Raw genomic sequence first — 24,531 nt, 5'->3', positions numbered from 1 at the left:
GGCAACCAGGCTCCCGCCTGCCGTTACGTGAGGGTCAAGCCCTGATTCTGGCCCACGGTGGCGGCGGTATCCGGCCGCCCGTACAGATAGCCCTGGCCCCGTGGGCAGCCGATCGCGGTGACCGCCTCGTGTTGGCGTTCGGTCTCGACACCCTCGGCGACCACCGCCATGTCGAACGCGCCGGCCAGCCGGGTGACCATCTCCACCGTGGCGTACGCGCGGTCGTCGGCCCCGAGCCGAGCCACGAACGACCTGTCGATCTTCAGCTCGGTGGCCGGGATGCGGTGCAGGTAGCTCAGCGACGAATAGCCGGTGCCGAAGTCGTCGATGGCGATCCGGATGCCCAGATCCCGAAGCTGGTGCAGCCGCTCCAACACCGCGTCGGTGCCCTCGATCAACGCCGACTCGGTCAGCTCCAGGGTCAACGCCCGGGGCGCCAGACCGGCGGCGCTTGTGGCCGCCGTGACAGTGGCGATCAGGTCCGGCCGGCGCAGGTGCGCGGCGGCGATGTTGACCGCGACTGTCGCGTCCGGCACCCGCTCCCGCCAGGTCGCCGCCGCCCGACACGCCTCATGGATCACCCAGCGGTCGATCGGCAGGATCAGGCCCGTCTCCTCGGCCAGCGGCAGGAACCGGGCCGGCGGCAGCATTCCCAGCCGGGGATGCCGCCAGCGCACCAACGCCTCGGCGCTTCGTACCGCGCCGGTGGACAGGTCGACGATGGGCTGGAACTCCAGGTGCAACTGGTCCTCGTCGACGGCGCGGCGCAGGTCGGCGATCAACTCGGCCCGGGACACGGCCGACTCGCGCAGCGCCGGGGTGCACGTTCGGTACGCGGACTTGCCGGCCGCCTTTGCCGCGTACATGGCGATGTCGGCGTCGCGCAGCAGATCGGTGTGGGAGGTGTGCTGCGGCCCGTACTCGGCGATGCCGATGCTCGCCGACGGGTGCACACCGACGTCCTCCTCGCCGTCGGAGGGGCGCAGCGCGTCCAGCAGCCGTTCCGCGAGGCGTTCCGGGGGCACCGGCCGGTCACCGTCGACAAGCACCGCGAACTCGTCGCCGCCGAGCCGCGCGATGGTGCCGTCACCGCCGACAGCCACGCGCATCCGGGCCGCCAGGCCGGTCAGCAGGGTGTCACCCGTGGCGTGCCCGAACCTGTCGTTGACCTGCTTGAACCCGTCCAGGTCAAGCAGCAGAACGGCTACCGGTCGCCCGTCGCGCAGGGCCAGGCGCAGCCGCCTGTTGAACAGCAGCCGGTTGGGCAGCCCGGTGAGCTGGTCGCCGTACGCGAGCCGGCGCAGCCGGACCACAAGCCGCAGGTTCTCGTTGGCCGCCAAACCCTGCCGTACGGCGAGGGCGCCGAGCAGCACCATCATCGTCACGAAGATCAGCTGTGGGGTCTGGCCGGTGGGTCGACGGGCCAGCATCACAGCGATGATCGCCCCGCCGACCGGCAGGTACGGCAACGCCACCCGCCACCAGGGCGGCAGCGGCGACTCGGCGGTGTCGTCGGTGCCGTCGCAGTCCGGCGGCGGCGGGTACCTGGTGGCCAGGCCGATCAGCAGGTAGCTCAGCGGCCAGCACAGGTCGATCGGATGACCGGCGGCGTAGCTGTCGCGGGCGACAAGCGACACGTAGACGATGTCGGCGACCACGCGCAGGGTGAGGCTCGCCGCGAGCACGCTCATCGGCCGCCACATCGGCCGGGCCGGGCCGGAGACCGCTACCAGGATGGTGAGCTGCATCAGGTCGAACATCGGGTAGAGCAGCCCCAGTGTGCGCGCCGGGTCGGCCAACTCCGCTGCGGCGACCCCGCGGAACACGAGCACCCAACCGATCGGCACCAGGGCCAGTGCGACGATCACCCCGTCCAGCAACGTACGGGCCTGCCCGACGGCGCTCCGTGGCGCGGACGGCGAGCCGAGCAGCGCGGCCGTGCCGGTGAGGATGCCGGCGGTGAAGACCGCCCCGACAAGCGGCGTGTGCGGCAGGTCGTCACCGACGAGCCGCTGCGTCGTCCAGATCGCCCGGCCGAGCGCGGCGAGCGCCATGGTGACGGCCAGCAGCGTCCAGAAGCGGCGCAGCGGCGCCGGATGTCGACGTGCCGCACCGACACAGGCGGTCGTCGCCCAGCCGGCCACGAGCATCCCGCCGACGTCGCTCACCAGCGCGGCGCCGGGCAGCGCGGCGAACAGCCAGCACGCCTCCACGACGATTACCGCAGCCGTGACGAACGCACCGGCGCGGGTGCGCGCGCTCGCAGCCTGCTGCACGTCCTGTCGGGACACGGTCGCTCCGGCTCGTCGTCGTGCGTGCACCCTCGAAAAGGCCGGTCCACGGCAAACTCCGAAAGCCTAACCACCGCCCGAGTACGCCGCCAGGGCCGAAGGTTTACGCCGGTCCAGCCACGAACGGCCGTCCAGTCAGGGTCTCCGGACAGCCGGTGCGCGCCCGGCGGGTCCGGTGCCCGCCCGGCGGGTCCAGTCAGCGGCCGGTGGAACGGTTCCAGGGTGAGCGGGGCAGCCTGGTGCCGGCCAGCGGGCGGCGGGCGCGGCTGCGTTTCCGCCAGCCGGGGGTGCAGGGCGGGCGCGAGGCGGTGTGCACCGCAGCGCCTGCCGGGGGCGGTGGCCGGCGGATCAACCAGCAGAGGAAGCGTTCCATCGACGGGTCAGCCGACCGGGAGACGCTCGGCGTCGGACTTGGAGATCTCGTACTGCGCCCCGCAGAACGTGCACTGCGACGCGTACCGGGTGCGGATCGGGATGAGGGGAACGAAGAAGAGGGAGAATTTGGTCGACCGGCGGGTGATCACCTGGGCGGCGTGGTTGCCGCAGTGGCGGCAGACCTGCTGCACGACACCGACCCGGTCGACCTTGGTACGCAGACCGAAGATGAAGAACATCGTCCGCCAGTACCCACTCCACCCGGGAAAGTCACCGGATCCAGCCGGCGGATCAGAGCGACCGCGCTGACGCCTGCCTCACGGCTGGTCTACTGCCCCCGCCGTTCGTTCAACTCGCCCGCGAGCCTGCGCAGGAAATCGCGGAAACCCTGCTCGCTGTGCGGCGTCTCGATGTCGTCGGTCAGCGGGCCGGTGTATCGCTGAGCCTGGGCGATCGCGTCCGCGTACACGTCCGGACCATCGCCGAAGTAGCGCCGCTCCATCATCGCTGCGGCCATCTGGCTGGCGGCGGCGTCGTCCAACTGCGGGGTGAACATCACCCCGTACAGGATCTGGTTGGTGACGCCCTTCCAGTCATGCTCGCTCATTCCGCATCCCTTTCCGACGGGTCAATTCAACCGGGTACGGCCGTCGAAGCCGAAGAGCGGAATGTCGTTGACGCCGTTACGGCTCAACTCGTCGGTGACCTGCCGCATCTGTTGCGGATCGGGGCGATAGTGCCCGCTGGCGGAGGTCACGTACTGCACCTTACCGTCGACGACCGCGATCTCGCCGGCTGCCGCGACCGGCCGGCCGTTGCCCAGGGTCGAGTGGTGGAAGTTACCGACCTCCTGGTAGTTCGAGGCGTAGATGTTGCCCCGCTCGTCCATGACGAAGATGGCCCGGCCGCCGTCCTGGCTCCAGTGCGTGGACGCGGCACGGGTGTCGAATGGCTTGCCGTCCAGTGCCTGGCGCAGGACGCCGTCCGAGTCGATGTACACCCGGTGATCTTCCAGTTCCGACTCGCTGAGTCGACGCACCGATTTGGGTCGGAAGGGATTCCCCGGGTGGTCGCCCATGGTCTCGTACCGGTAGTCATCCCGCATCGGTCGGCCCTGGTAACGGACCTCCTGCATCGGCCTCGGCACGCCGGGTCGCTCCGGACGACGTTTGGGGCCCTTGCGGTTGAACCGGCGCAGCAACGTCTTGGCGCGGCGGAGCATTCGCGGAATGATCTCCTTGACGACCCGTTCCACGACCTCCTTGATGATCCGGCGGATCGCGACCCGGGCCACGCCGATCGCGATCGGGATCTGTGCCAGCGAACCACCGAGGGTGGGGGTGGCTGCCGCCAGGGCCATGGCAACCTGGATCACCAGGATCGTCAGCTGAACGATCGTGAGGATCTTCTGGGCCAACGTGATCACGGCCATCACGAGTAGCGCGGCGGCGATGAGTTCCGCGGCCTCGGCACCGTCCTCGATACGGCGGAGTGGACCCTCCTCGTCGCGCCACTGTGCTTCGAAGGCGGTGATGTCACGCCCACGATTTGTCGCGCTCACGGCGCTGGCTCCGGCGTTCGCCTGGGCAGCCGTCATGCGCAGCTTGCCGGCGAAGGACATCCACGCCTGGGCGGCCTCGAACAGTAGTTCCTCGTCGGCCTCCGGCCAGGTGAAACCTACCCAGTTGAGGGCTTCGGCGAGCTCAGATGGCAGCTGCAGGCCCACCGGGCAGCTCCAGTCTCGGGTCGGTCAGCCCACACACCGGCCAGGCGTCGTCGCCGCCCCGGAGGGCCTGATCCGCACGCTCTGGATGTGCCACCACACCGCCTTGGCCGCCGGGTCTTCGGAAACTGGGCCGATCTTACCGGCCGCGCGGGAAGCCAACGAGCCCGTGTTATCCGATGCTCCACCCTGGACCGACCGGCCGGCGGCGCGGACTGTCCAGGGTGGAGGCCGACTCGACGTGTCGATCAGTTGGCGGGCTCCAGGCCGGGCACCTCTTCCGCGAGCCAGATCGGCTGCCAGCCCCGCACCTCGTGGAAGCGGCGCAGCTCGGCCAGCCCGGCCACCGAACCGCTCCAGGCCGCGTACGGGGGGTTGCCCTCGTCGAAGCCGCTCTGCACGAAGGTCAGCGTGGTCCGACCGCCGGACTCGGCCAACTCCCAGTGCGTGACACCTGTCGGTCCCCAGTCGACGGACATCTTGCGGCCCGGCTCCAGGTCAACGACCTTGGCCGCGTAGCCGTTTTCGAAGCCGCCCATCGCGTACCGGCCGCCGACCCACGGCTCGATGCCGATCGGGTAGCCGAACCAGGCGCTTGCCTGCTCGGAGTCGGTCAGCGACTCCCACACCTTGTCGGCGGGGGCGGCGATGACAAGCTCGCCGCGCAGGTCGGCGGAGGTGAAGTCGGTGCGCGGCAGGAGCGGTCGGCCCTCCAGGTGGGAGGCCAGGTTGGCGATGGCCAGCGCCCAGTACGTCTGGAGGACACCACGGATGCTGGAGCCGCTCATCGCCTCGGCGAAGTCGAAGTGGCTCTGGGTCAACGTCAGGACGGTGCTGTCGGCACCCTCGGCGGTCAACTGGAACTCGGTGGTGGTCTCCACACCGTCGAGCGACCAGCCGAAGCGCAGGGTGTCGTCGTCGGCGTGCAGCAGACGCTGATGCGGGGCGTCGCCCTCGGGCGTGTAGCGGCCCCAGAACTCGTACCGCCGGGGCAGCTCGACCTCGGCGTGCTCGGCCAGCCAGAGGCGCAGCTCGGCCGGGTCGGTCAGGGCCTGGCGGACGCGCCCGACGGGCGCGGAGAGGCGGGCCTGCACCTTCAACGGTTCACTCATTGTCGTTGCCTTTCGGATAGCAGGCCACGGCGATCTTGAAGGCATCTCCCTCGTTGCCGCCGTAGCGGGTGAACAGATCCTGAAGTGCGGTTTGCAGGTCGTGCAGGAACTGCTGGCGATGCTCCGCCGGCACGCGGATCTCGCCGGAGACCCCGATCGAGGGCAGCTCGGGCGCCGCCCGGTCCAGGGCGGCGATGTCGGCCTGGACGTCCTCCATCAGGTCGAGCAGGTAGCCCAGGCTCAGCTCGTCGCGGGCGCGGCGCAGCCCGATCCGGCCGACCAGCCGGGGCGAGAGCCAGTAGGACCGGGCGGCGGCCTGGTAGATGCCCTCGGTGATGCCGCGGACCTTGCGCTCGTTTACCAGCTCGACCAGGCCTGCCGCGACGAGCTGTTTGACGTGGTAGTAGACGCGCTGTGGCGTCTGGTCGAGTCGGGCCGCGACCTCGGTGCAGGTGCGCGGTTCGGCCAGTTGCCGCAGCACCTCGACGCGCTGCGGCTTGAGCAGGACCTCGGCCTGCTCGATCTGCTCCAGGTACAGGACATCTCTCATGGCAAAATCAGTTTGTACGTACAAAATTTGTTTGTCAATCGCTTCGCGAGAAGCCGCGCCGACTTTTTCGGCGCGGCTTCAGGCGACGGCGGTCAGCAGGCGGTCAGGCCAGCCAGTCCGGGCGCAGCGGATAGCCGCTCACGCCGTCCGGGCCGTTGTGGGTGGCAAGCACCTGGTGCAACTGGATGCCGTTGCGCTCGAACGCCATCCGCGACCCGGCCATGTACAGCCCCCACACCCGGGCGGTGCCCGCGCCCACCTCCGAGACGCAGAAGTCCCAGTGCTCCACCAGGTTGCGACACCAGGCGGCGAGCGTCAGCGCGTAGTGCTCGCGCAGGTTCTCCTCGTGGTGCACCTCAAGCCCGGCGTCGTGCACCTCGCTGATCAGCCGACCCGGGCCGGCCAGCTCACCGTCCGGGAAGACGTACCTGTCGATGAACGCGCCCGAGCGGTGCGGCGCGCGATTGTCCGCCCGCGTGATGCAGTGGTTGAGCAACCGCCCACCCGCACGCAGCCGCGACCGCAGCGCCCCGAAATAGGCCGGGTAGTTGCGCACCCCGATGTGCTCGGTCAACCCGATCGAGGAGACCGCGTCGAACTGCTCCGCGGGCGCGTCCCGGTAGTCCATGTGCCGCACCTCGGCCAGCCCGGTCAGGCCCTCCCGCTCGATCGCGGCCTGCGCCCACTGCGCCTGCGCCTTCGACAGGGTCACCCCCAGCGCCTTCACGCCGTACTCCCGCGCGGCGTGCCGGACCATGCCACCCCAGCCGCAGCCCACATCCAGCAGCCGCATCCCCTTCTTCAGCCCCAGCTTGCCGGCGACCAGGTCGTACTTCGCCGCCTGGGCCTGCTCCAGGGTGTCGTCCGGAGAACGGAAAACCGCGCAGGTGTACGTCATCGACGGGCCGAGCACCTTCTCGTAGAAGGCGTTCGAGACGTCGTAGTGGTGCGAGATCGCGGTGCTGTCGCGCACCCGCGAGTGACGCAGCCCGTTCACCACCCGCTTCCACCGCGGCAGCGCCTCCTGCGGCGGGGCCGGCGGCGGCATCAGCCGCTCCCAGCCCAGCCCACGGACCAGCGCGAGCCCGTCGGTAAGCGACGGCGGACGCAACCGCAGCTCGTCCTTGAGCACCCGCAACGCCTCGTACGGGTCGCCCGGGTGCACCCCCTGCAACGCCAGGTCGCCGCTGACGTACGCCCGGGCCATGCCCAGGTCGCCAGGGGCCGTGAGCAGGTACGACAACCCCCGCTCGGAACGGATCGACAGGGTGATGCCGGCGTCGGACGGGCCGACGGCGCTGCCGTCGTACCCGGTGATGCGCACCGGCAGCGGCCCCGCGGTGACCGCGCGGACGACGTCCGCCACGGTCGGACCCGTGGGCCGGCCCCCCGCCGGTGGGGTTGCGGGAGCGCTCGCCGCCCCCTGGTCTCGGTCGGTCAGGCTCATGCTCGTGCTACCGCCTTCTCGTACAGTCCCGTCAGCCGGTGGTCCGGGTCGTAGCGGTCCTTCACCGCGCGCCACGTCTCGCCGCCGTAGAGGCGATCGAACGCGTCCCGGTCGTAGTACGCGTCGGAGTAGAGCGACTTGTGACCGCCCGACTCCGACACCCTGCGTTCGATCGTGCGGTTGACGTCGCCGTCAGCGGCGCCCGGCGCGATCGGCACGCTCCCCCAGAACCCAATGTTGACGTAGTCCAGCCCCGGCCGGAGCGGATACAGCGGCCAGGAGCGCGCGGAACCGGGACCCGCCGGCTCGCGCAACCGCAACGGACACAGCCACACAGGGGTCATCCCCACATTGCCGGCGAACCACCGCAGGAAGTCGGCAGTACGGTCCAGCGGAATCTCCACGTCCTGCACGACCCGCTCCCGGGCCGGCTGGCCGCGCAGCCTGTCGACCCGGGCCGCCACCTGGTGCCGGTGCTCCAGCCGCACCAACCTGTGGTAGACGTCGCTGCGCCGGTAACGCGCAGGCCAGAGCCTGCGCACCACCGGGTGCTGCGCGCCGAACGCCGCCGAGCACCAGAACCAGTCGGTGTCCCAGCGCCACAGATAGTCGTACGCGGTGAGCACGTCGCGGGTCCGCCGACGCAGCGACCGGTAGTAGATCGCCTGACCGGTGTAGTCGCTCGGCGGGTCGGCCGTGTCGGTGAAGGTGCCCAGCACCAGGTACGACTCGCCGGGGCTGAACATCACCCCGTCCAGCGTGTCGACCGGCTCGCCGGCCCAGGACCGGGTGGCGGTCACCTCGGCGATCGCGTCGGTGAGCGCCTCCAACTGGGTGAACCGGACGTTGCGCAACGCCACGTACCGGCCGACCGGTTGCAGCTCGATGCGCAGCCGGGTGGCGTAACCGAGACTGCCAAGCGAGTTGGGGAACGCCGCGAACAGGTCGGCGTGCTCGCCGTCGGGCCGGGCCGTGACGATCTCGCCGGAGCCGGTGAGGATGTCCAACTCCAGCACCGACTCGTGCGGCAGGCCGTTGCGGAACGACGTCGACTCGATGCCGAGGCCGGTCACCGCCCCGCCCAGGGTGATGGTGCGCAGTTGCGGCACCACGAGCGGCATCAGCCCGTGCGGCAGCGTCGCGTCGACCAGGTCCTCGTACGTGCACATGCCCTGCACGTCGGCGGTCCGGGCGGTCGCGTCGACCGAGAGCACGCGGTTGAGGCCACTCACGTCGAGGCCCGGGGTCCGGGGAGCGGACCGGGGGCGGAACAGGTTGGAGGTTCGTTTGGCCAGCCGGACAGGCTCGCCCGTGGGCACTGCGGCGTACGACCGTCGCAACGTGTCCACCGCTTGATCATGGTCAATGGGGTGATCCACACGCTCAGCGCGCATGTGATCACCTTACGCCCGAGCCCCGAAATTCGTGGGATGTCGCCAGCGGCCATTTCCCGTCCAGTGCCAGGCCGGGCCACTACCGTGACGATCATGCCGTCGCCCGCGATCGCCGCCCTGGACTCCGCCGGACTCCCGTACCGATTGGTCAGCCACGGCCCGGTCGGCAGCCTGGCGGAGGCCGCCGCCGCCCGCGGCGTCGCCATTCCGGACGTGGTCAAGACGATCGTGGTACGCCGACACGCAGACGATCATCTCTTCGTTCTCACCCCCGGCGACCGGGTCGTCTCCTGGCCTAAGCTGCGGAAACTGCTGGGGGTGCACCGTCTGTCCATGCCGGACGCGGCAGCTGCCCTGGCCGCCACCGGCTACGAGCGCGGGACCATCACCCCGTTCGGCGCGAGCACGGCCTGGCCGGTCATCGCCGACGAGCGGCTGCGCGGTCGGGAGATCACGCTGGGCGCGGGCGAACGCGGTCTCGCCATTGCGGTCGACGCCGATGCCGCGATCACCGCGCTGGGGGCAACCGTGGCCGATGTCACAGACCCACAGCCCACCCGCTGAACCCTGTCGTCGTCAATGCGGCGGCCTACTGTGGGAGGCATGCCGAAAGCCGTGTGGAACGACCTGGTCGTCGCCGAGAGCGACGACACCGTGCTGGTAGAGGGCAACCACTACTTCCCCCGCTCCGCCCTGCGCGACGACCTGATCCGCGAGTCCTCGACGCACACCGTCTGCCCGTGGAAGGGCACCGCCTCGTACTACACCCTCGAACACGAGGGCAGCACCAGCGAGGACGCGGTCTGGTACTACCCGGAGCCCAAGCCGGACGCCGAGATGGTGCGCGACCGGGTGGCGTTCTGGAAGGACGTCCGGGTCGTCGACTGAACGCCGGGTTGGCTCCGGCGCGCCGGAGTGGGTGAGGATGGCCCCATGTCCGCGCCCGAGGAACGCCCCCCGCCCGCCGGCACCGTCTACGGCGGTCGCCGGGCGCCGAACTCCGGCCTGTTGAGCGATCCTCTGCTGCGGCTGGCGGTGGCGGTCGGGCTGATCGGCGTACTCGTGGGGGTGGTCTTCGCCACCGGGCTGTTCGACGGTGACGGCGACCCGGTGGTGCCGGCGACGGTGGGCGCGCCGTCAAGCGTGCCGGCGCCCACCACCCCGGCGGCCGAGCCGAGCCCGACCGCCTCGGTCGAGCCGTCGCCGACCCCGTCGCCCACCACCCCGGCCGGCCCGCCCACCGGGCCGACGACGGTACGGGCCACCTCCGGGCTCTGCCTCGGGCTCGACGGCGACGGCGAGAAGGCCGACGCCGAACTGGCGGCCTGCACCGGTGGCCCGGAGCAGCAGTGGGTGGTCAACCCGGCCGCCGCGGACGTCGTCACGCTCACCAACGCCGCCTACGGGCAGTGCCTCGACGTCGAGGGCGGCAGCGGCGACGACGGCGCCCGGATGATGCAGTTCCCCTGCCACGGCAGGCCCAATCAGCAGTGGCGGCTGACCGCCACCGGCACCGGCCCGGTGCTGGTGGTGGCGGCGCACAGCGGCAAGTGCGCGCAGGCCGACGACGACGGCGACGAGGCCGGGGACGACATCCGGCAGCGCCCCTGCGACGGGCGGCCCGCCCAGCAGTGGACCCTCGGCTGACCGTCCGGCTCAGCCTCGAAACCTCCCGGCCCCCGGCCACCCACCCTCCCCGCGATCTTGCACTTTCGGTCGCGGATTTGCCCCTTACGTCCTCTTCGCCGGGGCAGGAAGTGCAAGATCGACGGGGGTCAGGGGTTGGTGCGGAGCTCGCGTAGCTGGGTCTGGTGTTTTGGGAGGTGGACTCGGGTGTGCAGGTCCAGGGTGCGGGCCCAGGGCAGGGGGCCGTCGACGTCGAGGTCGAGGCCCTCCCGCAGGCAGGTCGCGACAGGAGTCTCCGCCTCCAGGCCGAGCTGACCCACAAGCACGCAGAGCCGTTCGCTCGTGCCGTGCAACAGCGCGGTCAGACCACGGAGGCCGCCCTGCTCGGCAACCAACGCGTCGAGCTGCGGACGGTGCATGTCATCCAGGTCGTAGTAGGCGAACGTCGACCCCGCCAACAGCGCCTCGGTGGCCTGGATCATCAGCTCGTCGTTGGCGACCAGGTGCGCGACGATCTGCTCGGCACTGAGCTGCCCCTGCGGGGCAGGCCCGAACGTCGCCCCGTCGATCTCGGCGAACACCCCGTCGTACGCCCGCCGCAACCCGTCACTCTCCACCACAACCCCACCCCACCCGCCCCACCCCGTCGATCATGGCGTTGTGGTGCCCGATTCACTCGGACGGGCACCTTTTATCACCCAGCACGACCCCATGATCGGCGCGGGGCGGGCGGGGCGCTAGCGGCGGGACTGGCGGGAGCGGAGGTAGTCGGACACGACATACTCGCCTAGGTCGTCGGTGTCCGGGGTGAACATGCGGCCTCGGCTGCGGCGGGCCACCGCGTCGACGAAGCGGCGCAGGCCAGGGTCGTCGCCGAGCATGAACAGGTTGAGCGTGGCGCCGTAGCGACTGAGCCGGTCCACCTCCCGGACGGTCGCCTCGATCGTCTCCGGCAGGGGCGGCCAGTGAAACAGGGCCTCCCCGTCATCCGGGTCCAGGTGGGCTGTCGGCTCACCGTCGGTGACCACCAACACCACCGGCTCGGCGTCCGGATGCCGGCGCAGGTGCCGACCCGCCAGCCGCAGCGCGTGCTGAAGGTTGGTGCCCTGTTCCAGATCCGGCTCCACGGCGGCCAACTCCTGCTGGGTGAGCGTCATCGCCTCCCGACCGAAGCCGACGATCTGCAGGGCGTCCTGCGGGAAACGCGTCTCCATCAGGTGCGCCAGGGCCAGCGCCGTCTGCTTCATCGGCCCCCAACGACCCTGCGAGATCATCGAGTACGACAGGTCGACGCAGAGCACCACCGCGGCGGAGGCCCTCTTCTCGGTCTCCACCACCTCGAAGTCGTCCACCGCGAGCTGCACCGGAACGGTCGGCCCGGCCCGGGTGACCGCCCGCGTCAGGGTGCGGACGACGTCAAGGGGCTGCTCGTCGCCGTACTCCCACTGTCGCGACGCACCGCTGACCTCGCCGGCGGCGCCCGCCGAACGCAGGTCGTGCTGCCCCCGCGGCCCGGCGGTCAGATCGGCGAAGACCCGCCGCAGCGCGGTCCCACCGAGCCGGCGCAGCGCCTTCGGGCTGAGCGTGAGCCCGTCCGCGTCCCGGCTCACCCAGCCCTGCCGGCGCAGCTCCCGCTCCAACTCGCGCAGCCGGCGGACGTCGTCGGCGGCGTCCCGGCCCAGCGTACGGGCGACCGCGTCGACGTCCACGTCGTCAAGGGTGGCACCGGGATGGTCCTGGTCGAGCTGGTCCAGCAGGTCGTCCAGCTCGCCGATCTCGCCGAGCGCCCCGGCCGCGTCGGCGTAGTCCAACGGCTGCTCGCCCCGGACCCGCTCGCCGCGTCCCCACCGCAGATCCGGCCGCAACGCGCGCAGGTTCGCATCGAGCGCGGACAACTCCCCGGCCAGCCGGTCCCCCAGCGACTGCTGCATCAGACCGGCCAGCTCGGCGCGCTGCCTGTCGGAGAGCGAGTTCATCAGCCGCTCGCCGGCCGCCGAACGGCGGGCCAGCACGTCGATCAGCTCGTCGACGGTCGTCGGCTGCTCCGGGAAGAACTCGCCGTGCCGGCGCATGAACTCGGCGAACGCGTCTGTGGTGTCCTCCGCGCGGCCGTGCCGGGCCAGCAGGTCGTTCAGGTCCCGCATCATGTCGGCGAGCCGCTGCTGAACGGCCGGGTCGGCGGAGGCGCGCGCCGCGTCGCGCAGCCCGGCGAACCGCTGACCGAGTACGTCGTCACGGAGCTGGTCGAGGATCTGCTGGTACGAGCGGCGGGCGGCCTCGCTGGCCCACTGGTAGCCGGCCAACTCCTCCACCGCCCGCGCGGTGGACCGGGGCAGGTTGTCGAGCACCGACTCGGCGAACCGCGCGTTGTCGTCGTCGCGGCCCCGCAGCTCGTCCCGCTCGGCGGCGAGGGCCTGGTCGAGCAGTGCCTGCGCACGGGTCACCGCGCCGTCCAGGTCGCCACGGCGAAGCGCCTCCCGACGCAGCCGCCGTGCCCGGGCGGCCAGGTCGTCCAGGCCACCACGCCCCTGTGGACCACGGCGCAGCAGGTTGCGCAGCGCCTCGCGCAGGCTGCCGCCGGCCAGCACCTCGGCGCCGACCGCGTCCACCGCCTCTTGCACGTCGTACGGGGGCGCGAGCGGGTCGGGTCCGCCGCGCCACTGCCCGTACCGGAACCGGTTGCCGGCCACGGTCAGCCCCGGCCGCCGTAGACGGTGCGTCCCGAGTCGGTGACGTCCTTGCCGAGTCGCCGGGTCAGGTGCAGCCCTTCCAGCACGAACTCGACGGCGGCGGCGGCCTCCTCCGGGGTGGGCGCGTCGCCCAGGCCGAGCCGGTCCATGACCTTGGCCAGCCCGGGTACGGTGCCCACCTGGCGCAGCACCTCGCCGGAGCCGACCAGTTCACCGGTCTCGATGACCGCGTCCTCCTCGACGAGGGCTGTGAACCCGGACAGGTCCAGCCCGGCGAGGCGTGCCCGGAACGTCTCGGCGGTCGCGGTACGCAGCAGGTGGGCGAGGATCTCGATCTCCCGCCCCTCCTCGCCGCTCTCGAACTCGACCTTGCCGCGCAGGGTGCTCGTCACCGAAACGGCGTCACCGACACGGGCGACGGCCGCCTCGGGACGGCCCTCCGGGTTGTCCGAAGCGGCGAGGGTGTCCGAGGCGGCGAGCAGCCCGGCGCGACGCAGAGCGGCACCGGCGACCGTCTCGGCGGCGGCGATCGCGAAACGGGCGGAGACACCGGAGCGGGGGTCCACCGACGGCGACTCCCGCACCGCGCGGGCGAACCGGGCCAGCACCTCCAGCACGTGCTCCGGCACCTCGGCGACCAGGTCGGCCTCCTGCCGGATCAGGGCCAGCTCCAACTCCAGGTCGATCGGGTAGTGGGTACGGATCTCCGCACCGAACCGGTCCTTGAGGGGCGTGATGATCCGGCCCCGGTTGGTGTAGTCCTCCGGGTTGGCGCTTGCCACCAGGAGCAGGTCCAGTGGCAGCCGCAGCTGATAGCCACGGACCTGGATGTCCCGCTCCTCAAGCACGTTGAGCAGGGCCACCTGGATCCGCTCGGCCAGGTCGGGCAGCTCGTTGACGGCGAAGATGCCCCGGTTGGTGCGGGGCACCAGCCCGAAGTGGATCGTCTCCGGGTCGCCGAGGGTCCGGCCCTGGGCGATCCGGATGGGGTCGACATCGCCGATCAGGTCGCCGACGCTTGTGTCCGGGGTGGCGAGCTTCTCGCCGTACCGCATCGAACGGTGCAGCCAGCCGACCGGCTGGTCGTCGCCGGCCTCGGCGACCTGGGCGCGGGACGCCGGGGTGAGCGGGTGCATGGGGTGCTCGTTGAGCACCGAGCCGGGGATGACCGGGGTCCACTCGTCGAGCAGCGCGGCGAGCGAGCGGATCAGACGGGTCTTGCCCTGGCCGCGTTCGCCGAGCAGCACCATGTCGTGCCCGGCGAGCAGCGCCCGCTCGACCTCGGGCAGCACGCTGTCGTCGTACCCGACGATGCCGGGGAAACGGGGCTCGCCGGAACGCATCCGGGCGAGGAGGTTGTCGCGGAGTTCCTGCTTGACGGTGCGGTACTGGTGACCGGCCGCCCGCAGCGCGCCGAGCGTGCCGGGCAGGTCGGCCGGTGGAACCGGAATTACCGGATTAGGCGCAGTCACCCGACCCACGCTAGCTCACGGTGCGAGGGGGTCCCCACACAACGAATCGGGCCGTGGTCAGCGGTGGTCGGCCACGTACGCCTGCGGGTCCTTGTCCCGGAAGGGCAGGTTGCGTCCGTTCTTGTGCTCGCCGTAGAAGGTCAGCCACCGTTGGCCCAGCTCGGCGCGCAGCTCGGTGCTGGCGTGGCGGCGGAAGTCGGGAAGCGCCTCGTCCTCCTCCTCGGCCAGGTGCTCGCTGTTCTCCCGGCGTGCCGTGCCGACGGCGTCCCACCAGGGCTTCGAGCCGACCGGGTGCAGCTTGGCCTCGGCGATGGCGTCTCTGATCTTGTTGTGGTCGCCGATGGCGTCGGCGGTCTCGTCCTCGCCGTCGTCGCCGTGCTTGACCAGGTGCGGATAGAGGATCGCCTCCTCCGCCTCGGCGTGGATGTCCAGGTGCAGGGCGAGCGCGTCCCAGATGGCGAGGAGTTCCTGCTCGTCGCGGGCGTCGTCGAGGCGGGCGAAGCCGCGCCGGAAGGAGGCGTGGTCGTCCAGGATCAGCGCGGTGATGTCGTCCACTGTGCTCACTTTCCCGATGGGCCGGCGAACCGGGCACGCAGCATCCGGGGCATCGCGGCGAGCCCGGTGACCGGCCGGAACTGTTGGGCGGCCCCGGCCAGTGCCGCGTACTCGTCGTCGGCGAGGTCGATGTCGGCTGCTGCGGCGTTGCGTTCCATCTGCTCCACGCCCGACGCGCCGGGGATGGCCAGCACGTTGGGGTGGCGCAGCAGGTACGCGAGGGCGATCTGGCTGGGGGTGGCGTCGTGGGCGTCGGCGACCTGGCGCAGGGTGTCGATGAGCGCGGCGCCGCGTTCCAGGTTCTCCGGCAGGAAGTACGGGTTGGCCCGCCGGACCGCGCCCGTCGGCGGGTTCTTGGCGTCGTACCGGCCGGAGAGGAAGCCCTGGGCCAGCGGGCTGTACGCGATCACGACCCGGCCGGTCTGCTGGGCGTACGGCAGCAGGTCCTGCTCGGGCGCGCGGTCCAGCATGCTGTAGCGGACCTGGTTGCTGAGCACCCGCCGGCCGAGTGCCGCCTCGGCGATCTGCCAGCGGCGCAGCCCGTAGTTGCTGACGCCGACCTCGGAGACGAGCCCGACGTCCTGCAGTGTCCGCATGCCGCGCATGGTGGTGTGGTCGGCGACGAGCGGGTTGGGTTGGTGCACCTGGTAGAGGTCGAGGGTGGTGACGCCGAGCCGGGCGGCCGAGGCGACGGCCCGCTGCTGCACCACGGCGGCCACCGGCAGCACCGGGAAGATCTTGGTGGCGACGGTGACCTTGGGCCGGTCGTCGCCGAGTGCCGCGCCGAGGATCCGCTCGCTGCGACCGAACCCGTAGACCTCGGCGGAATCGAAGACAGTCACGCCCAACTCGACGGCGCGTCTGACGATCTGGGCGGCGCGCTGTTCGAAGTCGGGGCCGTAGCCCCACTCCCGGGAACCGAACTGCCAGGTGCCGAGACCGATCTTGGAGAGCGGTTTGGGGGTGTCGAGGGGGATGAACCGCATGGCCTCGAAACTACCCCGTTGTCCTGGTTTGCACGCGCCATCGCGCGTACTCCCGAGCGGGTCTAGGCTCATGATCGTGACCTACCTCGCCGCGGATGACCGCTATGAGAGCATGACCTACCGGCGCAGTGGACGCAGTGGCCTGCGGCTGCCCGTCGTCTCCCTCGGGCTGTGGCACAACTTCGGTCCCGACCGTCCGCATCAGCGGCAGCGCGACATCGTCCGGCGCGCCTTCGACCTGGGTGTCACCCATTTCGACCTGGCCAACAACTACGGCCCGCCGCCCGGTTCCGCCGAGGAGAACTTCGGCCGGATGCTCGCCACCGACCTGAAGGCGTACCGGGACGAGCTGGTCATCTCCAGCAAGGCCGGCTATCTCATGTGGCCCGGCCCGTACGGCGAGTGGGGCTCGCGCAAGTACCTGATCTCGTCGCTGGACCAGTCGCTGAGCCGGATGGGCCTGGACTACGTCGACATCTTCTACTCGCACCGGTTCGACCCGGACACCCCGCTGGAGGAGACGATGGGCGCGTTGGACGCCATCGTCCGCTCCGGCAAGGCGCTCTACGTCGGCATCTCCAACTACAACTCCGAGCAGACCGCGCGCGCCGCCGCGATCCTGCGCGACCTGGGTACGCCGCTGCTGATCAACCAGCCGTCGTACTCGATGCTCAACCGCTGGACCGAGTCCGACGGCCTGCTCGACACGCTGGAGGAGGTCGGTGCCGGCTGCATCGCGTACAGCCCACTGGCCCAGGGTCTGCTGACAGACCGCTACCTGGGTGGCATCCCCGCCGACTCGCGGGTGCGCACAAGCGTCTTCCTCAACGAGAGCGACCTCAGCGACGAGAAGATGGCCACCATCCGAGGCTTGGGCGCGGTCGCCGAGCGGCGGGGCCAGTCGCTGGCCCAGTTGGCGCTGGCCTGGGCGCTGCGCGACCCGAGGATGACCAGCCTGATCATCGGGGCGAGCAGCGTCGAGCAGTTGGAGACAAACGTCGCCGCAGTTGGCAATCTCGACTTCACCGCCGACGAGTTGGCCGAGATCGACCGACTGCTGGGCTGAGCGCCGCCGGGCCGCGGGCGGCCGGTCGGATCACCAGATCCGGCGCCGCCCGGCCCGGTGGTTGCGAACCTCGCACACCCGCCCGACCGGGACGACGGCTCCACGCCGCCGCCGGCCCACGCCGACCAGCAGCAGCGCCAGGACCAACACGGTGGCCGCGCCGGCCAGCACCGGCCACCGCGCGCCGAGGTCGCGTACCGACGCCACAGGCACGCCCGGGTCGGCCGCCGCCGCCACCGCCGACTCGGCGGCGGCGGGCCGGCTAGCCGTGGTACGCGGCGGCGCGCTCTTCGCCGGGCCGCTCTTCGCCGCCCCGCTTTTCGCCGCCCCGCTTTTCGCCGCTCGGAACACCACGTCGGAGCAGGAGTAGTAGGTGTCCGGGGTGTTGGAGTTCTGCCAGATCGTGTAGATCAGGTGTCGTCCGCTCCGACCCGCCGGCAACCGACCCGCCAATTGGTACGCCCCGGCCCGCACCGGCGGGTCGGTCACCGTCAGAAACGGGCGCGACTCCAGGTCCGCCCAGGTCAACGGGGTGCGAGGGTCATAGCCGGGCCGGGTGACGTAGAGCCGGAAGCTGCCCCGGTGCTCGATTGTGGTCCGGTAGCGGAAGGTGAACGTCGCGCCGGCGGTCAGGTCGGTGCTCGGCCAGTCGGTGCGCGGCAGATCCAGCCCTCGGTACGCGGACAGCCCACCGCTGCACAGCTCACCGTCCGGGATCCGGTCCCGGTCCCGACCGTTGATAGCGGCAACCCGCACGTTGTCCCACTCCCGTACCGCAGCGCCGGCCGCGACGGCCGCCCGGCAGGCGGCGCTTGCCGCGTGCCGACCCGCTGGCCCGCAGGCCGCAGCCCTGCTGATCGGGTCGGTCGGTGCGCCGTGCGCGGCGGCGGGCGTGGCAGCCAGCGGCACTGTCGCGGCAGCGACAAGGACCGCTGCGAGCAGCCGGCCTACCGTCATGACGTTTACCTCCCGGCAGTGGTACGGGCGCGGGGAGGCAAAGGTTCGACGCCGGGGGCGCGGGAATCGCAGGGTGGGCCAGGGCGTTCCGATAGACGGTACGGATCGAGGCCAGACCCCAGGCCGAGGAGGCAGACATGAAGGTACGCACCTCGTTGCGCGCGCTCAAGCAGAAGCCCGGTTCGGTGGTGGTCCGCCGGCACGGTCGGGTGATCGTGGTGAACCGCGCCAACCCGCAGTGGAAGAGCCGCCAGGGCTGATCCAGCCCCGTAACGGACATATAGCAGTCAACGCCCCGCCCGGAAGGTTTCCGGTCGGGGCGTTGTCGCTTCCAGGGCGGTAGGGAGATCACGAAAACGCCCTGGTGGGGTATTTGTTTACCTCACCAGGGCGTTTCACAAGGGTGGAGCCGAGGGGACTCGAACCCCTGACCCCCACACTGCCAGTGTGGTGCGCTACCAGCTGCGCCACGGCCCCTTGCCTGTCCCGGTCGCCCGGGCACTGGGAAACTATACACAGACCGGCCGGCATGGTCATCTCGCGGGGTCCCCGCCGGTTTCGGACCGCGCCGGGTCAGTTGAGCGCCACGTCCGGCGGGAAGTGGGCAACGGCGGCCATCATGCCGCCCTGCCGGCGCAGCACCATGGGCCACAGGTCGTCCGGGCGGTCGACGAACGCGTCACCGGGCAGGGCGTCCAGCAGGAACCAGGAGCCGTCGGCGATCTCCTGCTCCAACTGCCCGCTGCCCCAGCCGGAGTAGCCGGCGAACACCCGGATGCCGCCGATGCTCTCCCGCAGCTTCTCCGGGTCGATCGAGAGGTCGATCGTGCCGACCGCCCCGGAGACCTGGTGGAAGCCCTTGAGCCGGCGCAGCGGCTGCCGCATCCGGGCCAGGCAGATGGCCGAGTCGGGCTGCACCGGCCCGCCCTCGAAGAGCACCGCCGGGTCGCGGGCCAGGTCGCTCCAGTCACCCAGCACCTCGGCGACCGGCACCTCGGTGGCCCGGTTCAGCACCACGCCGAGCGCGCCGCCCGGCTCGTGGGCGACCAGCAGCACCACCGTACGGTCGAAGTTCGGGTCTTTCAGCGCCGGAGTCGCGACCAGCAGCCGCCCGGTCATCGACTCCATCGCCCGTCCGCCGATCGCCTGGCCCTCTCCCTGCATCCCACCTACCGTCAATCGTGAGCCCGGACCGGGGACCCGCCACCCACGGGATCCGCACGGTGCGCCAGCTTCAGCCCCGCTGTCAACGCCATGCCTGGCACCATAGCCTGCGTCCCGGGTGCTGGCTAAGGTCTGACCGGCGGGTGATCAGACACTTAAGTCGAAGGTTCGGCCGCACGGGCGGCGGAGTCGCGGTGGTCGGCGGATCGGGCCCGCGCGCCGGCCTCGACGACACCCCGGATGACCTGGAAACTCCGTACGAACGTCCGTCGGACGCGTCGGAGCGCCGCGTTCCCGGGACGCGCGTCGGCGATGCCTGCTACTCGTCGATTGCGTTGATCCCCGGCGGCTTCGCACCGCCCGGGGCTGGCCCGCGCGTGACCCTTCGACTGTCCACCGAATGAGCGGTGCCACCGACGCCGGTGAAACGACCGAAAGGTCCGTCACATCCCGATAGATTCGGCTGGTCGGGAGGGCGACCACGATCGTCCCTGCGCGTACGCGACACGGAGGCAGGTGGCGATGGCAACGGTCCGGGACGCGACGTACGACGTGCTCCGCAGCCTCGGCATGACCACCATCTTCGGCAATCCCGGGTCCACCGAGGAGCCGTTCCTGCGGGACTTCCCGGCCGACTTCCACTACGTCCACGCGCTGCACGAGGCAACTGCCGTCGCGATGGCCGACGGGTACGCCCAGGCCACCGGCACGCCCGCGCACGTCAACCTGCACACCGCCCCCGGCACCGGCAACGGCATGGGCAACCTGGTCACCGCCTGGCACAACAAGACGCCACTTATCGTCACCGCCGGCCAGCAGACCCGGGAGATGCTGCTTCTCGAACCCCGGCTCACCAGCCGCCGTGCCGTCGAGTTGCCCGAGCCGTACGTCAAGTGGAGCTACGAGCCGGTCCGCGCGCAGGACATCCCGGCGGCGCTGCTGCGGGCGTACGCGACAGCCGTGCAGCCGCCGGCCGGGCCGGTCTTCCTCTCGCTGCCGATGGACGACTGGGCGCAGCCGGCCGAGGAGGCGCCCGCGCCGCGCTCGGTGGCCACCCGCTTCGGGCCGGACCCCGAGCGGTTGGCCGAGTTCGCCCGGGTGCTTGTCGACAGCCGCAACCCCGCGCTGGTGTTCGGTCCCGGGGTGGACCGCTCCGGCAGTTGGTCGGCGGCGGTCGCGCTTGCGGAGCGGCTGGCCGCGCCGGTCTGGTCCGCTCCCGCACCGGAGCGGGCCGTCTTTCCGGAGGACCACCCGAGCTTCCGTGGCGTGTTGCCGTTCGCGATCGAACCCCTGGCCGAAGCATTGGACGGGCACGACACAGTGCTTGTCATCGGCGCCCCGGTGTTCCGCTACTACCCGTACGTGCCGGGTGGTCACCTGCCCGACGGCGCCCGGCTGCTGCACGTCACGGACGACCCGGACGAGGCCGCGCGGGCTCCGGTCGGGGACAGCCTGCTCGGCGACCCCGGGCTGACCCTTACCGCGCTGCTCGACCTGCTTCCTCCCGCCGACCGACAGCCCCCGACGCCCCGGGCCATCCCGGCACCGCCGGAGATCGCGACGCCGCTGAGCGCCGACGCCCTGTTCGCCGCGCTGGCGACGCACTGGCCGGCGGACGGCGTGCTGGTCCAGGAGTCGCCGTCCAACCTGTCCGCGCTGCGCCGACAGTTGCGGATCACCCGACCGGCGTCGTACTTCACGATGGCCAGCGGCGGCCTCGGCTACGGCCTGCCGGCGGCGGTCGGGGTGGCGCTGGCCGAGCGGGACACCGGGCGCGGACGCCCGGTGGTGGCGGTGATCGGCGACGGTTCGTTCCACTACTCGGTGCAGGCGCTGTGGACCGCCGCGCGCCTGGCCCTGCCCGTGGTGGTCATCGTCCCGGTCAATCAGCAGTACGCGATCCTCAAGGCGTTCGCCGAGTTGAAGGACACCCCCGGGGTGCCTGGACTGGACCTGCCGGGGTTGGACGTCACAGCGATCGCGGCCGGCTACGGCTGCGCCACAGCTGTGGTGGAAACCCCCGACCAACTGGGCGCGGCGCTCGCCACCGGCCTGCGCGCCGACCGTCCCACAGTGCTGCCGGTGCCGATCAGCACCGACGTACCCAAGATCCTTTGAGGGTGGCGCCCGATCAGCGGGGAGCGATCGACAGTGGAGCCCCGCTGAACACGTCAAGCACCGGCCGCGCCCCCAGCGGGGCGGCAAGGGTAACGGTGACCGGCTCGACCTTCAGCATGGCGATGCACTGACCGGTGGCCCGCGTGACCGCGCCGCCGACCACCACCACGTCCGGTCGTTCCCACACCAGCGGCGTGATCCCGGTGTCACACGCGCCGACACCGAGCCGGACGGTCAGCCGTACCCCGTCGACCGCCGCCAGGTCCTGGGCCGCCACCAGACCGTCGGCCAGCGGCGCCGCCGGCGCGGTGGGTTCGGGGACCGGGGTGACCGCCGTGGGCGCGACCGCGAGTCGGGCCACCGGGGTGGCCAACTCCTCGACCGCGAACAGCCAGGCCGGGACCTGAGCCTCACCCCGACTGGTACGCACCGGCACCGCGCCGAGCGTGACACCTGTGACGGTAAGCGAGAGGCAGGCGGTAGACGTCGAACTTGTGGACCAACCGTCCGGGCCCGGCTCGACGGTGGGGCCGCCCGGGGCGGGCAGCCCGGGCTGCTTGGGCCGCCCCGGGCAGGGCAGCGGATCGCCCTGGTCGAGCTGCCGGTACGCCTCGGCCGCGCTGACAAGCGGCACTGTCGACCGGCCGTCCGGGAAACGGATCTCCCCGTCGCCCACGCCGGCCGGCGGGATGGGGACCTGGGCGCGGTACCAGCCGGCACGGAAGGCCGCCTCGGTGTCCGGGGTGAAGCGCGGGTCGCCGGCCAGCACGGTCGGCTCCTGCAACGGCACGTACCCGGTGCGCCACTCGGGGCCGGGCCGCCACGCCTCGGCGACCTCGGCGGCCCTCCGGTCGAACGCCTCCGCGCGGTGCTCCGGGCCGGGAGGTCCGCCGGCCGGGCCGGCGCAGCCCACCCCGAACAGCAGCGGGAGTACGAGCAGCAGGGCCTGTCGACGCATACCCGCTTCGACGTGTCCGCCGACCTCCCGGTTCCTCTAGGTCTCACCCCCCAGATCCATCTGGTACGCCTGCCACAGCAGATCGGCACCCCGCCGCCGATGCCGGGTCAACACCCGCAGCAGGTGGCTCGCCCGGTGTCGCAACTCGTCGAGGCTGGCCTCGGGCCGCTCGGCGACCCACTGCACGGCGAGCATGGCGGCGACGATCGCCGTGTGCTCCCGGGTCAGCAGCCGAACCCGGTGGTCCAGCCGAGGCGAGTGGGTCAGCAGCTCCCGGTAGAGGCCGGCCGGGCCCTCGGTGACCCGGACGTGCTCGGCGAAGCCCTGCCCGACCGGACGCAGCCGGAGCAGCACGTTCTCCCGCCAGCACGGCTCGGTCGTCGGGTTGGCCAGGGCCCGGGCGAGTGCGTGCACGTCACCGGCGAGTCCGGCAGGTCGCGGCTGACCGGGCAAACCGACGGGGTACGCCCCGGTGTGCGATTCGGGGGTGAGCCCGGTCGCCCACGGATGGGCGGTGGATGACCGGGTGGTGACTGACGGCTGCTGGACCGGACCGGTGACCATGGCACCTCCCGCGCGGCGCTGCTACCCCATACCGCGATGGTGAACCCGCCCGTGTGCGCTGTCCAGAGGCCCTGACGGCCTCATCTGCACCAGCGGTCACAGCCTTCACTCCAACCTCGTGAAGGCTCTCTGAGCACCACCGAGTAGGCCCTTCAGTTCCCCGGTCGGCGTCACAGCGGCAGCGTAGGCGAACCCGTCCCCGACAGGCACCCGGCCAGGAGTGATCGACTCGCGTTCAATGAAGTCGCGGTGTCCCAGCACTCCGGATGCCCCGCCTTCAAGGAAGCCGAGTCGATCATCGCCTCGGGACTGGCGGCTGGCGGTGACGCGTTCGACCCCGGGTGGCACAGGAACGACGAAGCGCCCCGGCCGGTGGGCCGGGGCGCTTCGCTTCGAGGTGGTGGAGGTGCCGGGAATCGAACCCGGGTCCTTCGCCGGTTTGTCAGGGCTTCTCCGAGCGCAGCTCGCTGTGCCTCTACTCGGCCCCACCGCTCACGCGAGCAAGTTGGTGTGACGGGCCCAGTCGCTGATTAATCTCGCCGCACGGACCCCGCGACCGGGTCCGATTGGCCAGCCTCCTAGCTGATGCCGGCTACTGGGACGAAGGCGTTCCCAGGCCGACAGACTTAGCTACTCGCCTCAGGCGGCGAGAGCGAAGTCAGCGCGATTGTTCTTGGCGCTTATAAGTTTCCGACGACCGATTCTCGAGACGACGTCGGCTTCCTCGGCTCGCTTCCCCTGTCGCTGCGTACGAAGTCGAAACCAGTCACCCCCTCGACAGGCCGCCGATGTGGCGGCACTGACAAGACTAACGCCTGCCGCAACAGCTTTCATCCCGAGCCCCAGGCCGACGCGCCGACCCGGACAAACAGGATGAATTCAGTCGTCCATGCCCTTGCCGCGCCGACCGGACACCCGGGCGATCTCCCGGTCCGCGTCCCGCTTGGCGAGGTCCTGACGCTTGTCGTACGACTTCTTGCCCTTGGCCAGGGCGATCTCGACCTTGGCCCAGCCATCGGAGAAGTAGACCTGCAACGGGACGATCGTCAGCCCGCCCTCGCGGGTCTTGCCGATCAGCTTGTCGATCTCAACGCGGTTGAGCAGCAGCTTGCGGGTACGCCGGGGCTCGTGGTTGGTCCAGGTGCCCTGGGTGTACTCCGGGATGTGCATCGCGTGCAGGTACAACTCGCCGTCGCGCTCCTGGGCGAACGCGTCGACAAGCGACGCCCGCCCGGCCCGCAGCGACTTGACCTCGGTGCCGGTGAGCGCCATGCCCGCCTCGTACGTGTCGAGGATCGCGTAGTCGTGGCGCGCCTTCTTGTTGGAGGCGACCACCTTGCGCCCCTTTTCCCGTGGCATTCGGCGCCACCCCCTCTCCTCTGACGTCAGCGGTCGGGGCCACCCCGACCGGACAACCGATCATGCTACCTGAATGGCAAGGACCCTCCCGCGCCGTTTATTTCCGGCCGCGGGAGGGTCCCCG

At 71.2% G+C, this 24,531-nt stretch carries 24 protein-coding genes, 1 tRNA gene and 1 other RNA gene; 6 read left to right on the top strand and 20 right to left on the bottom strand.

The features are described from left to right. Nucleotides 1–23 precede the first annotated feature (23 nt). From ACFY2Q_RS06360 to ACFY2Q_RS06325, 8 genes are all read right to left on the bottom strand, one after another. Entirely contained in the window at nucleotides 24–2,291 is a 2,268-nt protein-coding gene (locus ACFY2Q_RS06360; protein ID WP_387128115.1) for a putative bifunctional diguanylate cyclase/phosphodiesterase, read from the bottom strand. 380 nt (nucleotides 2,292–2,671) lie between these two features. Further along, on the bottom strand, nucleotides 2,672–2,905 hold the full coding sequence (locus ACFY2Q_RS06355) for a zinc-ribbon domain-containing protein (RefSeq protein ID WP_387128114.1): 234 nt from the start codon (nucleotides 2,903–2,905) through the stop codon (nucleotides 2,672–2,674). A gap of 89 nt (nucleotides 2,906–2,994) precedes the next feature. Then, nucleotides 2,995–3,273, bottom strand: coding sequence for a hypothetical protein (locus tag ACFY2Q_RS06350; RefSeq protein WP_387128113.1), 279 nt, complete (start codon nucleotides 3,271–3,273; stop codon nucleotides 2,995–2,997). Between the two features lie 21 nt (nucleotides 3,274–3,294). Next, entirely contained in the window at nucleotides 3,295–4,392 is a 1,098-nt protein-coding gene (locus ACFY2Q_RS06345) for a hypothetical protein (RefSeq protein ID WP_387128112.1), read from the bottom strand. 245 nt (nucleotides 4,393–4,637) lie between these two features. Continuing rightward, a complete protein-coding gene (locus ACFY2Q_RS06340; protein WP_387128111.1) occupies nucleotides 4,638–5,501 on the bottom strand; it encodes an SRPBCC family protein in 864 nt (287 codons plus the stop codon). Beyond that, on the bottom strand, nucleotides 5,494–6,051 hold the full coding sequence (locus ACFY2Q_RS06335; RefSeq protein WP_387128110.1) for a helix-turn-helix domain-containing protein: 558 nt from the start codon (nucleotides 6,049–6,051) through the stop codon (nucleotides 5,494–5,496). Before ACFY2Q_RS06335 ends, ACFY2Q_RS06340 begins: the two co-directional genes overlap by 8 nt. 103 nt (nucleotides 6,052–6,154) lie before the next feature. After that, complete coding sequence (locus ACFY2Q_RS06330) at nucleotides 6,155–7,498, bottom strand: class I SAM-dependent methyltransferase (RefSeq protein WP_387128109.1); 1,344 nt, start codon at nucleotides 7,496–7,498, stop codon at nucleotides 6,155–6,157. Next, on the bottom strand, nucleotides 7,495–8,892 hold the full coding sequence (locus ACFY2Q_RS06325) for an FAD-binding oxidoreductase (protein ID WP_387128108.1): 1,398 nt from the start codon (nucleotides 8,890–8,892) through the stop codon (nucleotides 7,495–7,497). The genes ACFY2Q_RS06330 and ACFY2Q_RS06325 overlap by 4 nt, the downstream gene beginning before the upstream one ends. Nucleotides 8,893–8,985: 93 nt before the next feature. Between ACFY2Q_RS06325 and ACFY2Q_RS06320 the strand changes: the two genes are divergently transcribed. The 3 genes from ACFY2Q_RS06320 to ACFY2Q_RS06310 are packed head-to-tail and all read left to right on the top strand — an operon-like array spanning nucleotide 8,986 to nucleotide 10,539. Beyond that, nucleotides 8,986–9,456: an aminoacyl-tRNA deacylase gene (locus ACFY2Q_RS06320; RefSeq protein WP_387128107.1), complete on the top strand. Its 471-nt coding sequence runs from the start codon at nucleotides 8,986–8,988 to the stop codon at nucleotides 9,454–9,456. Nucleotides 9,457–9,495: 39 nt separating this feature from the next. Next, entirely contained in the window at nucleotides 9,496–9,780 is a 285-nt protein-coding gene (locus ACFY2Q_RS06315) for a DUF427 domain-containing protein (RefSeq protein ID WP_387128106.1), read from the top strand. Nucleotides 9,781–9,825: 45 nt separating this feature from the next. Further along, on the top strand, nucleotides 9,826–10,539 hold the full coding sequence (locus tag ACFY2Q_RS06310) for an RICIN domain-containing protein (protein WP_387128105.1): 714 nt from the start codon (nucleotides 9,826–9,828) through the stop codon (nucleotides 10,537–10,539). A 128-nt stretch (nucleotides 10,540–10,667) separates the two neighbouring features. On the opposite strand, the gene ACFY2Q_RS06305 is transcribed toward ACFY2Q_RS06310, so the two are convergent. The 5 genes from ACFY2Q_RS06305 to ACFY2Q_RS06285 all read right to left on the bottom strand — a co-directional run bounded on the left by ACFY2Q_RS06305 (nucleotide 10,668) and on the right by ACFY2Q_RS06285 (nucleotide 16,221). Further along, nucleotides 10,668–11,135: a hypothetical protein gene (locus ACFY2Q_RS06305; protein ID WP_387128474.1), complete on the bottom strand. Its 468-nt coding sequence runs from the start codon at nucleotides 11,133–11,135 to the stop codon at nucleotides 10,668–10,670. A 120-nt stretch (nucleotides 11,136–11,255) separates the two neighbouring features. Further along, the gene (locus ACFY2Q_RS06300; RefSeq protein ID WP_387128104.1) at nucleotides 11,256–13,208 is read right to left on the bottom strand and encodes a VWA domain-containing protein; all 1,953 of its coding nucleotides are present in this window, start codon (nucleotides 13,206–13,208) and stop codon (nucleotides 11,256–11,258) included. Nucleotides 13,209–13,210: 2 nt separating this feature from the next. Further along, nucleotides 13,211–14,689 carry a magnesium chelatase gene (locus tag ACFY2Q_RS06295; RefSeq protein WP_387128103.1) on the bottom strand — a complete coding sequence of 493 codons (1,479 nt, stop codon included), beginning with the start codon at nucleotides 14,687–14,689 and terminating at the stop codon, nucleotides 13,211–13,213. A 48-nt stretch (nucleotides 14,690–14,737) separates the two neighbouring features. Beyond that, the gene (locus ACFY2Q_RS06290; RefSeq protein ID WP_387128102.1) at nucleotides 14,738–15,235 is read right to left on the bottom strand and encodes a hemerythrin domain-containing protein; all 498 of its coding nucleotides are present in this window, start codon (nucleotides 15,233–15,235) and stop codon (nucleotides 14,738–14,740) included. A 5-nt stretch (nucleotides 15,236–15,240) separates the two neighbouring features. Then, nucleotides 15,241–16,221: an aldo/keto reductase gene (locus tag ACFY2Q_RS06285; protein ID WP_387128101.1), complete on the bottom strand. Its 981-nt coding sequence runs from the start codon at nucleotides 16,219–16,221 to the stop codon at nucleotides 15,241–15,243. 70 nt (nucleotides 16,222–16,291) lie between these two features. Here ACFY2Q_RS06285 and mgrA point away from each other — a divergent pair, with 70 nt between their 5' ends. After that, nucleotides 16,292–17,287, top strand: coding sequence for an L-glyceraldehyde 3-phosphate reductase (gene mgrA, locus ACFY2Q_RS06280; protein ID WP_387128100.1), 996 nt, complete (start codon nucleotides 16,292–16,294; stop codon nucleotides 17,285–17,287). A gap of 30 nt (nucleotides 17,288–17,317) precedes the next feature. Here mgrA and ACFY2Q_RS06275 read toward each other — a convergent pair whose 3' ends face one another. Continuing rightward, the gene (locus tag ACFY2Q_RS06275; RefSeq protein ID WP_387128099.1) at nucleotides 17,318–18,244 is read right to left on the bottom strand and encodes a lytic polysaccharide monooxygenase; all 927 of its coding nucleotides are present in this window, start codon (nucleotides 18,242–18,244) and stop codon (nucleotides 17,318–17,320) included. Between the two features lie 137 nt (nucleotides 18,245–18,381). Here ACFY2Q_RS06275 and ACFY2Q_RS06270 point away from each other — a divergent pair, with 137 nt between their 5' ends. Beyond that, entirely contained in the window at nucleotides 18,382–18,504 is a 123-nt protein-coding gene (locus ACFY2Q_RS06270; protein ID WP_053657252.1) for a ribosomal protein bL36, read from the top strand. A 144-nt stretch (nucleotides 18,505–18,648) separates the two neighbouring features. On the opposite strand, the gene ACFY2Q_RS06265 is transcribed toward ACFY2Q_RS06270, so the two are convergent. Then, nucleotides 18,649–18,721, bottom strand: a tRNA-Ala gene (locus tag ACFY2Q_RS06265). Between the two features lie 96 nt (nucleotides 18,722–18,817). Further along, nucleotides 18,818–19,408, bottom strand: a complete 591-nt coding sequence (locus tag ACFY2Q_RS06260; RefSeq protein WP_357008696.1) for a YqgE/AlgH family protein — start codon at nucleotides 19,406–19,408, stop codon at nucleotides 18,818–18,820. A 522-nt stretch (nucleotides 19,409–19,930) separates the two neighbouring features. Here ACFY2Q_RS06260 and mdlC point away from each other — a divergent pair. After that, nucleotides 19,931–21,526: a benzoylformate decarboxylase gene (mdlC, locus tag ACFY2Q_RS06255; protein WP_387128098.1), complete on the top strand. Its 1,596-nt coding sequence runs from the start codon at nucleotides 19,931–19,933 to the stop codon at nucleotides 21,524–21,526. Between the two features lie 13 nt (nucleotides 21,527–21,539). Here the strand turns inward: mdlC and ACFY2Q_RS06250 are convergent, their stop codons facing one another. From ACFY2Q_RS06250 to smpB, 4 genes are all read right to left on the bottom strand, one after another. Continuing rightward, nucleotides 21,540–22,484: a hypothetical protein gene (locus ACFY2Q_RS06250; RefSeq protein WP_387128097.1), complete on the bottom strand. Its 945-nt coding sequence runs from the start codon at nucleotides 22,482–22,484 to the stop codon at nucleotides 21,540–21,542. A 36-nt stretch (nucleotides 22,485–22,520) separates the two neighbouring features. Beyond that, a complete protein-coding gene (locus ACFY2Q_RS06245) occupies nucleotides 22,521–23,048 on the bottom strand; it encodes a hypothetical protein (RefSeq protein ID WP_387128096.1) in 528 nt (175 codons plus the stop codon). Nucleotides 23,049–23,446: 398 nt separating this feature from the next. Next, nucleotides 23,447–23,822: a transfer-messenger RNA gene (gene ssrA / locus ACFY2Q_RS06240) on the bottom strand. Nucleotides 23,823–23,927: 105 nt separating this feature from the next. Continuing rightward, entirely contained in the window at nucleotides 23,928–24,407 is a 480-nt protein-coding gene (smpB, locus tag ACFY2Q_RS06235; RefSeq protein ID WP_387128095.1) for an SsrA-binding protein SmpB, read from the bottom strand. Nucleotides 24,408–24,531: the final 124 nt, after the last annotated feature.

It is taken from the genome of Micromonospora sp. NPDC000316, assembly GCF_042898885.1.
Lineage (GTDB): Bacteria > Actinomycetota > Actinomycetes > Mycobacteriales > Micromonosporaceae > Micromonospora.
The sequence above is the reverse complement of the archived record's forward strand: the minus strand, read 5'-3'. Positions and strand labels throughout refer to the sequence as shown.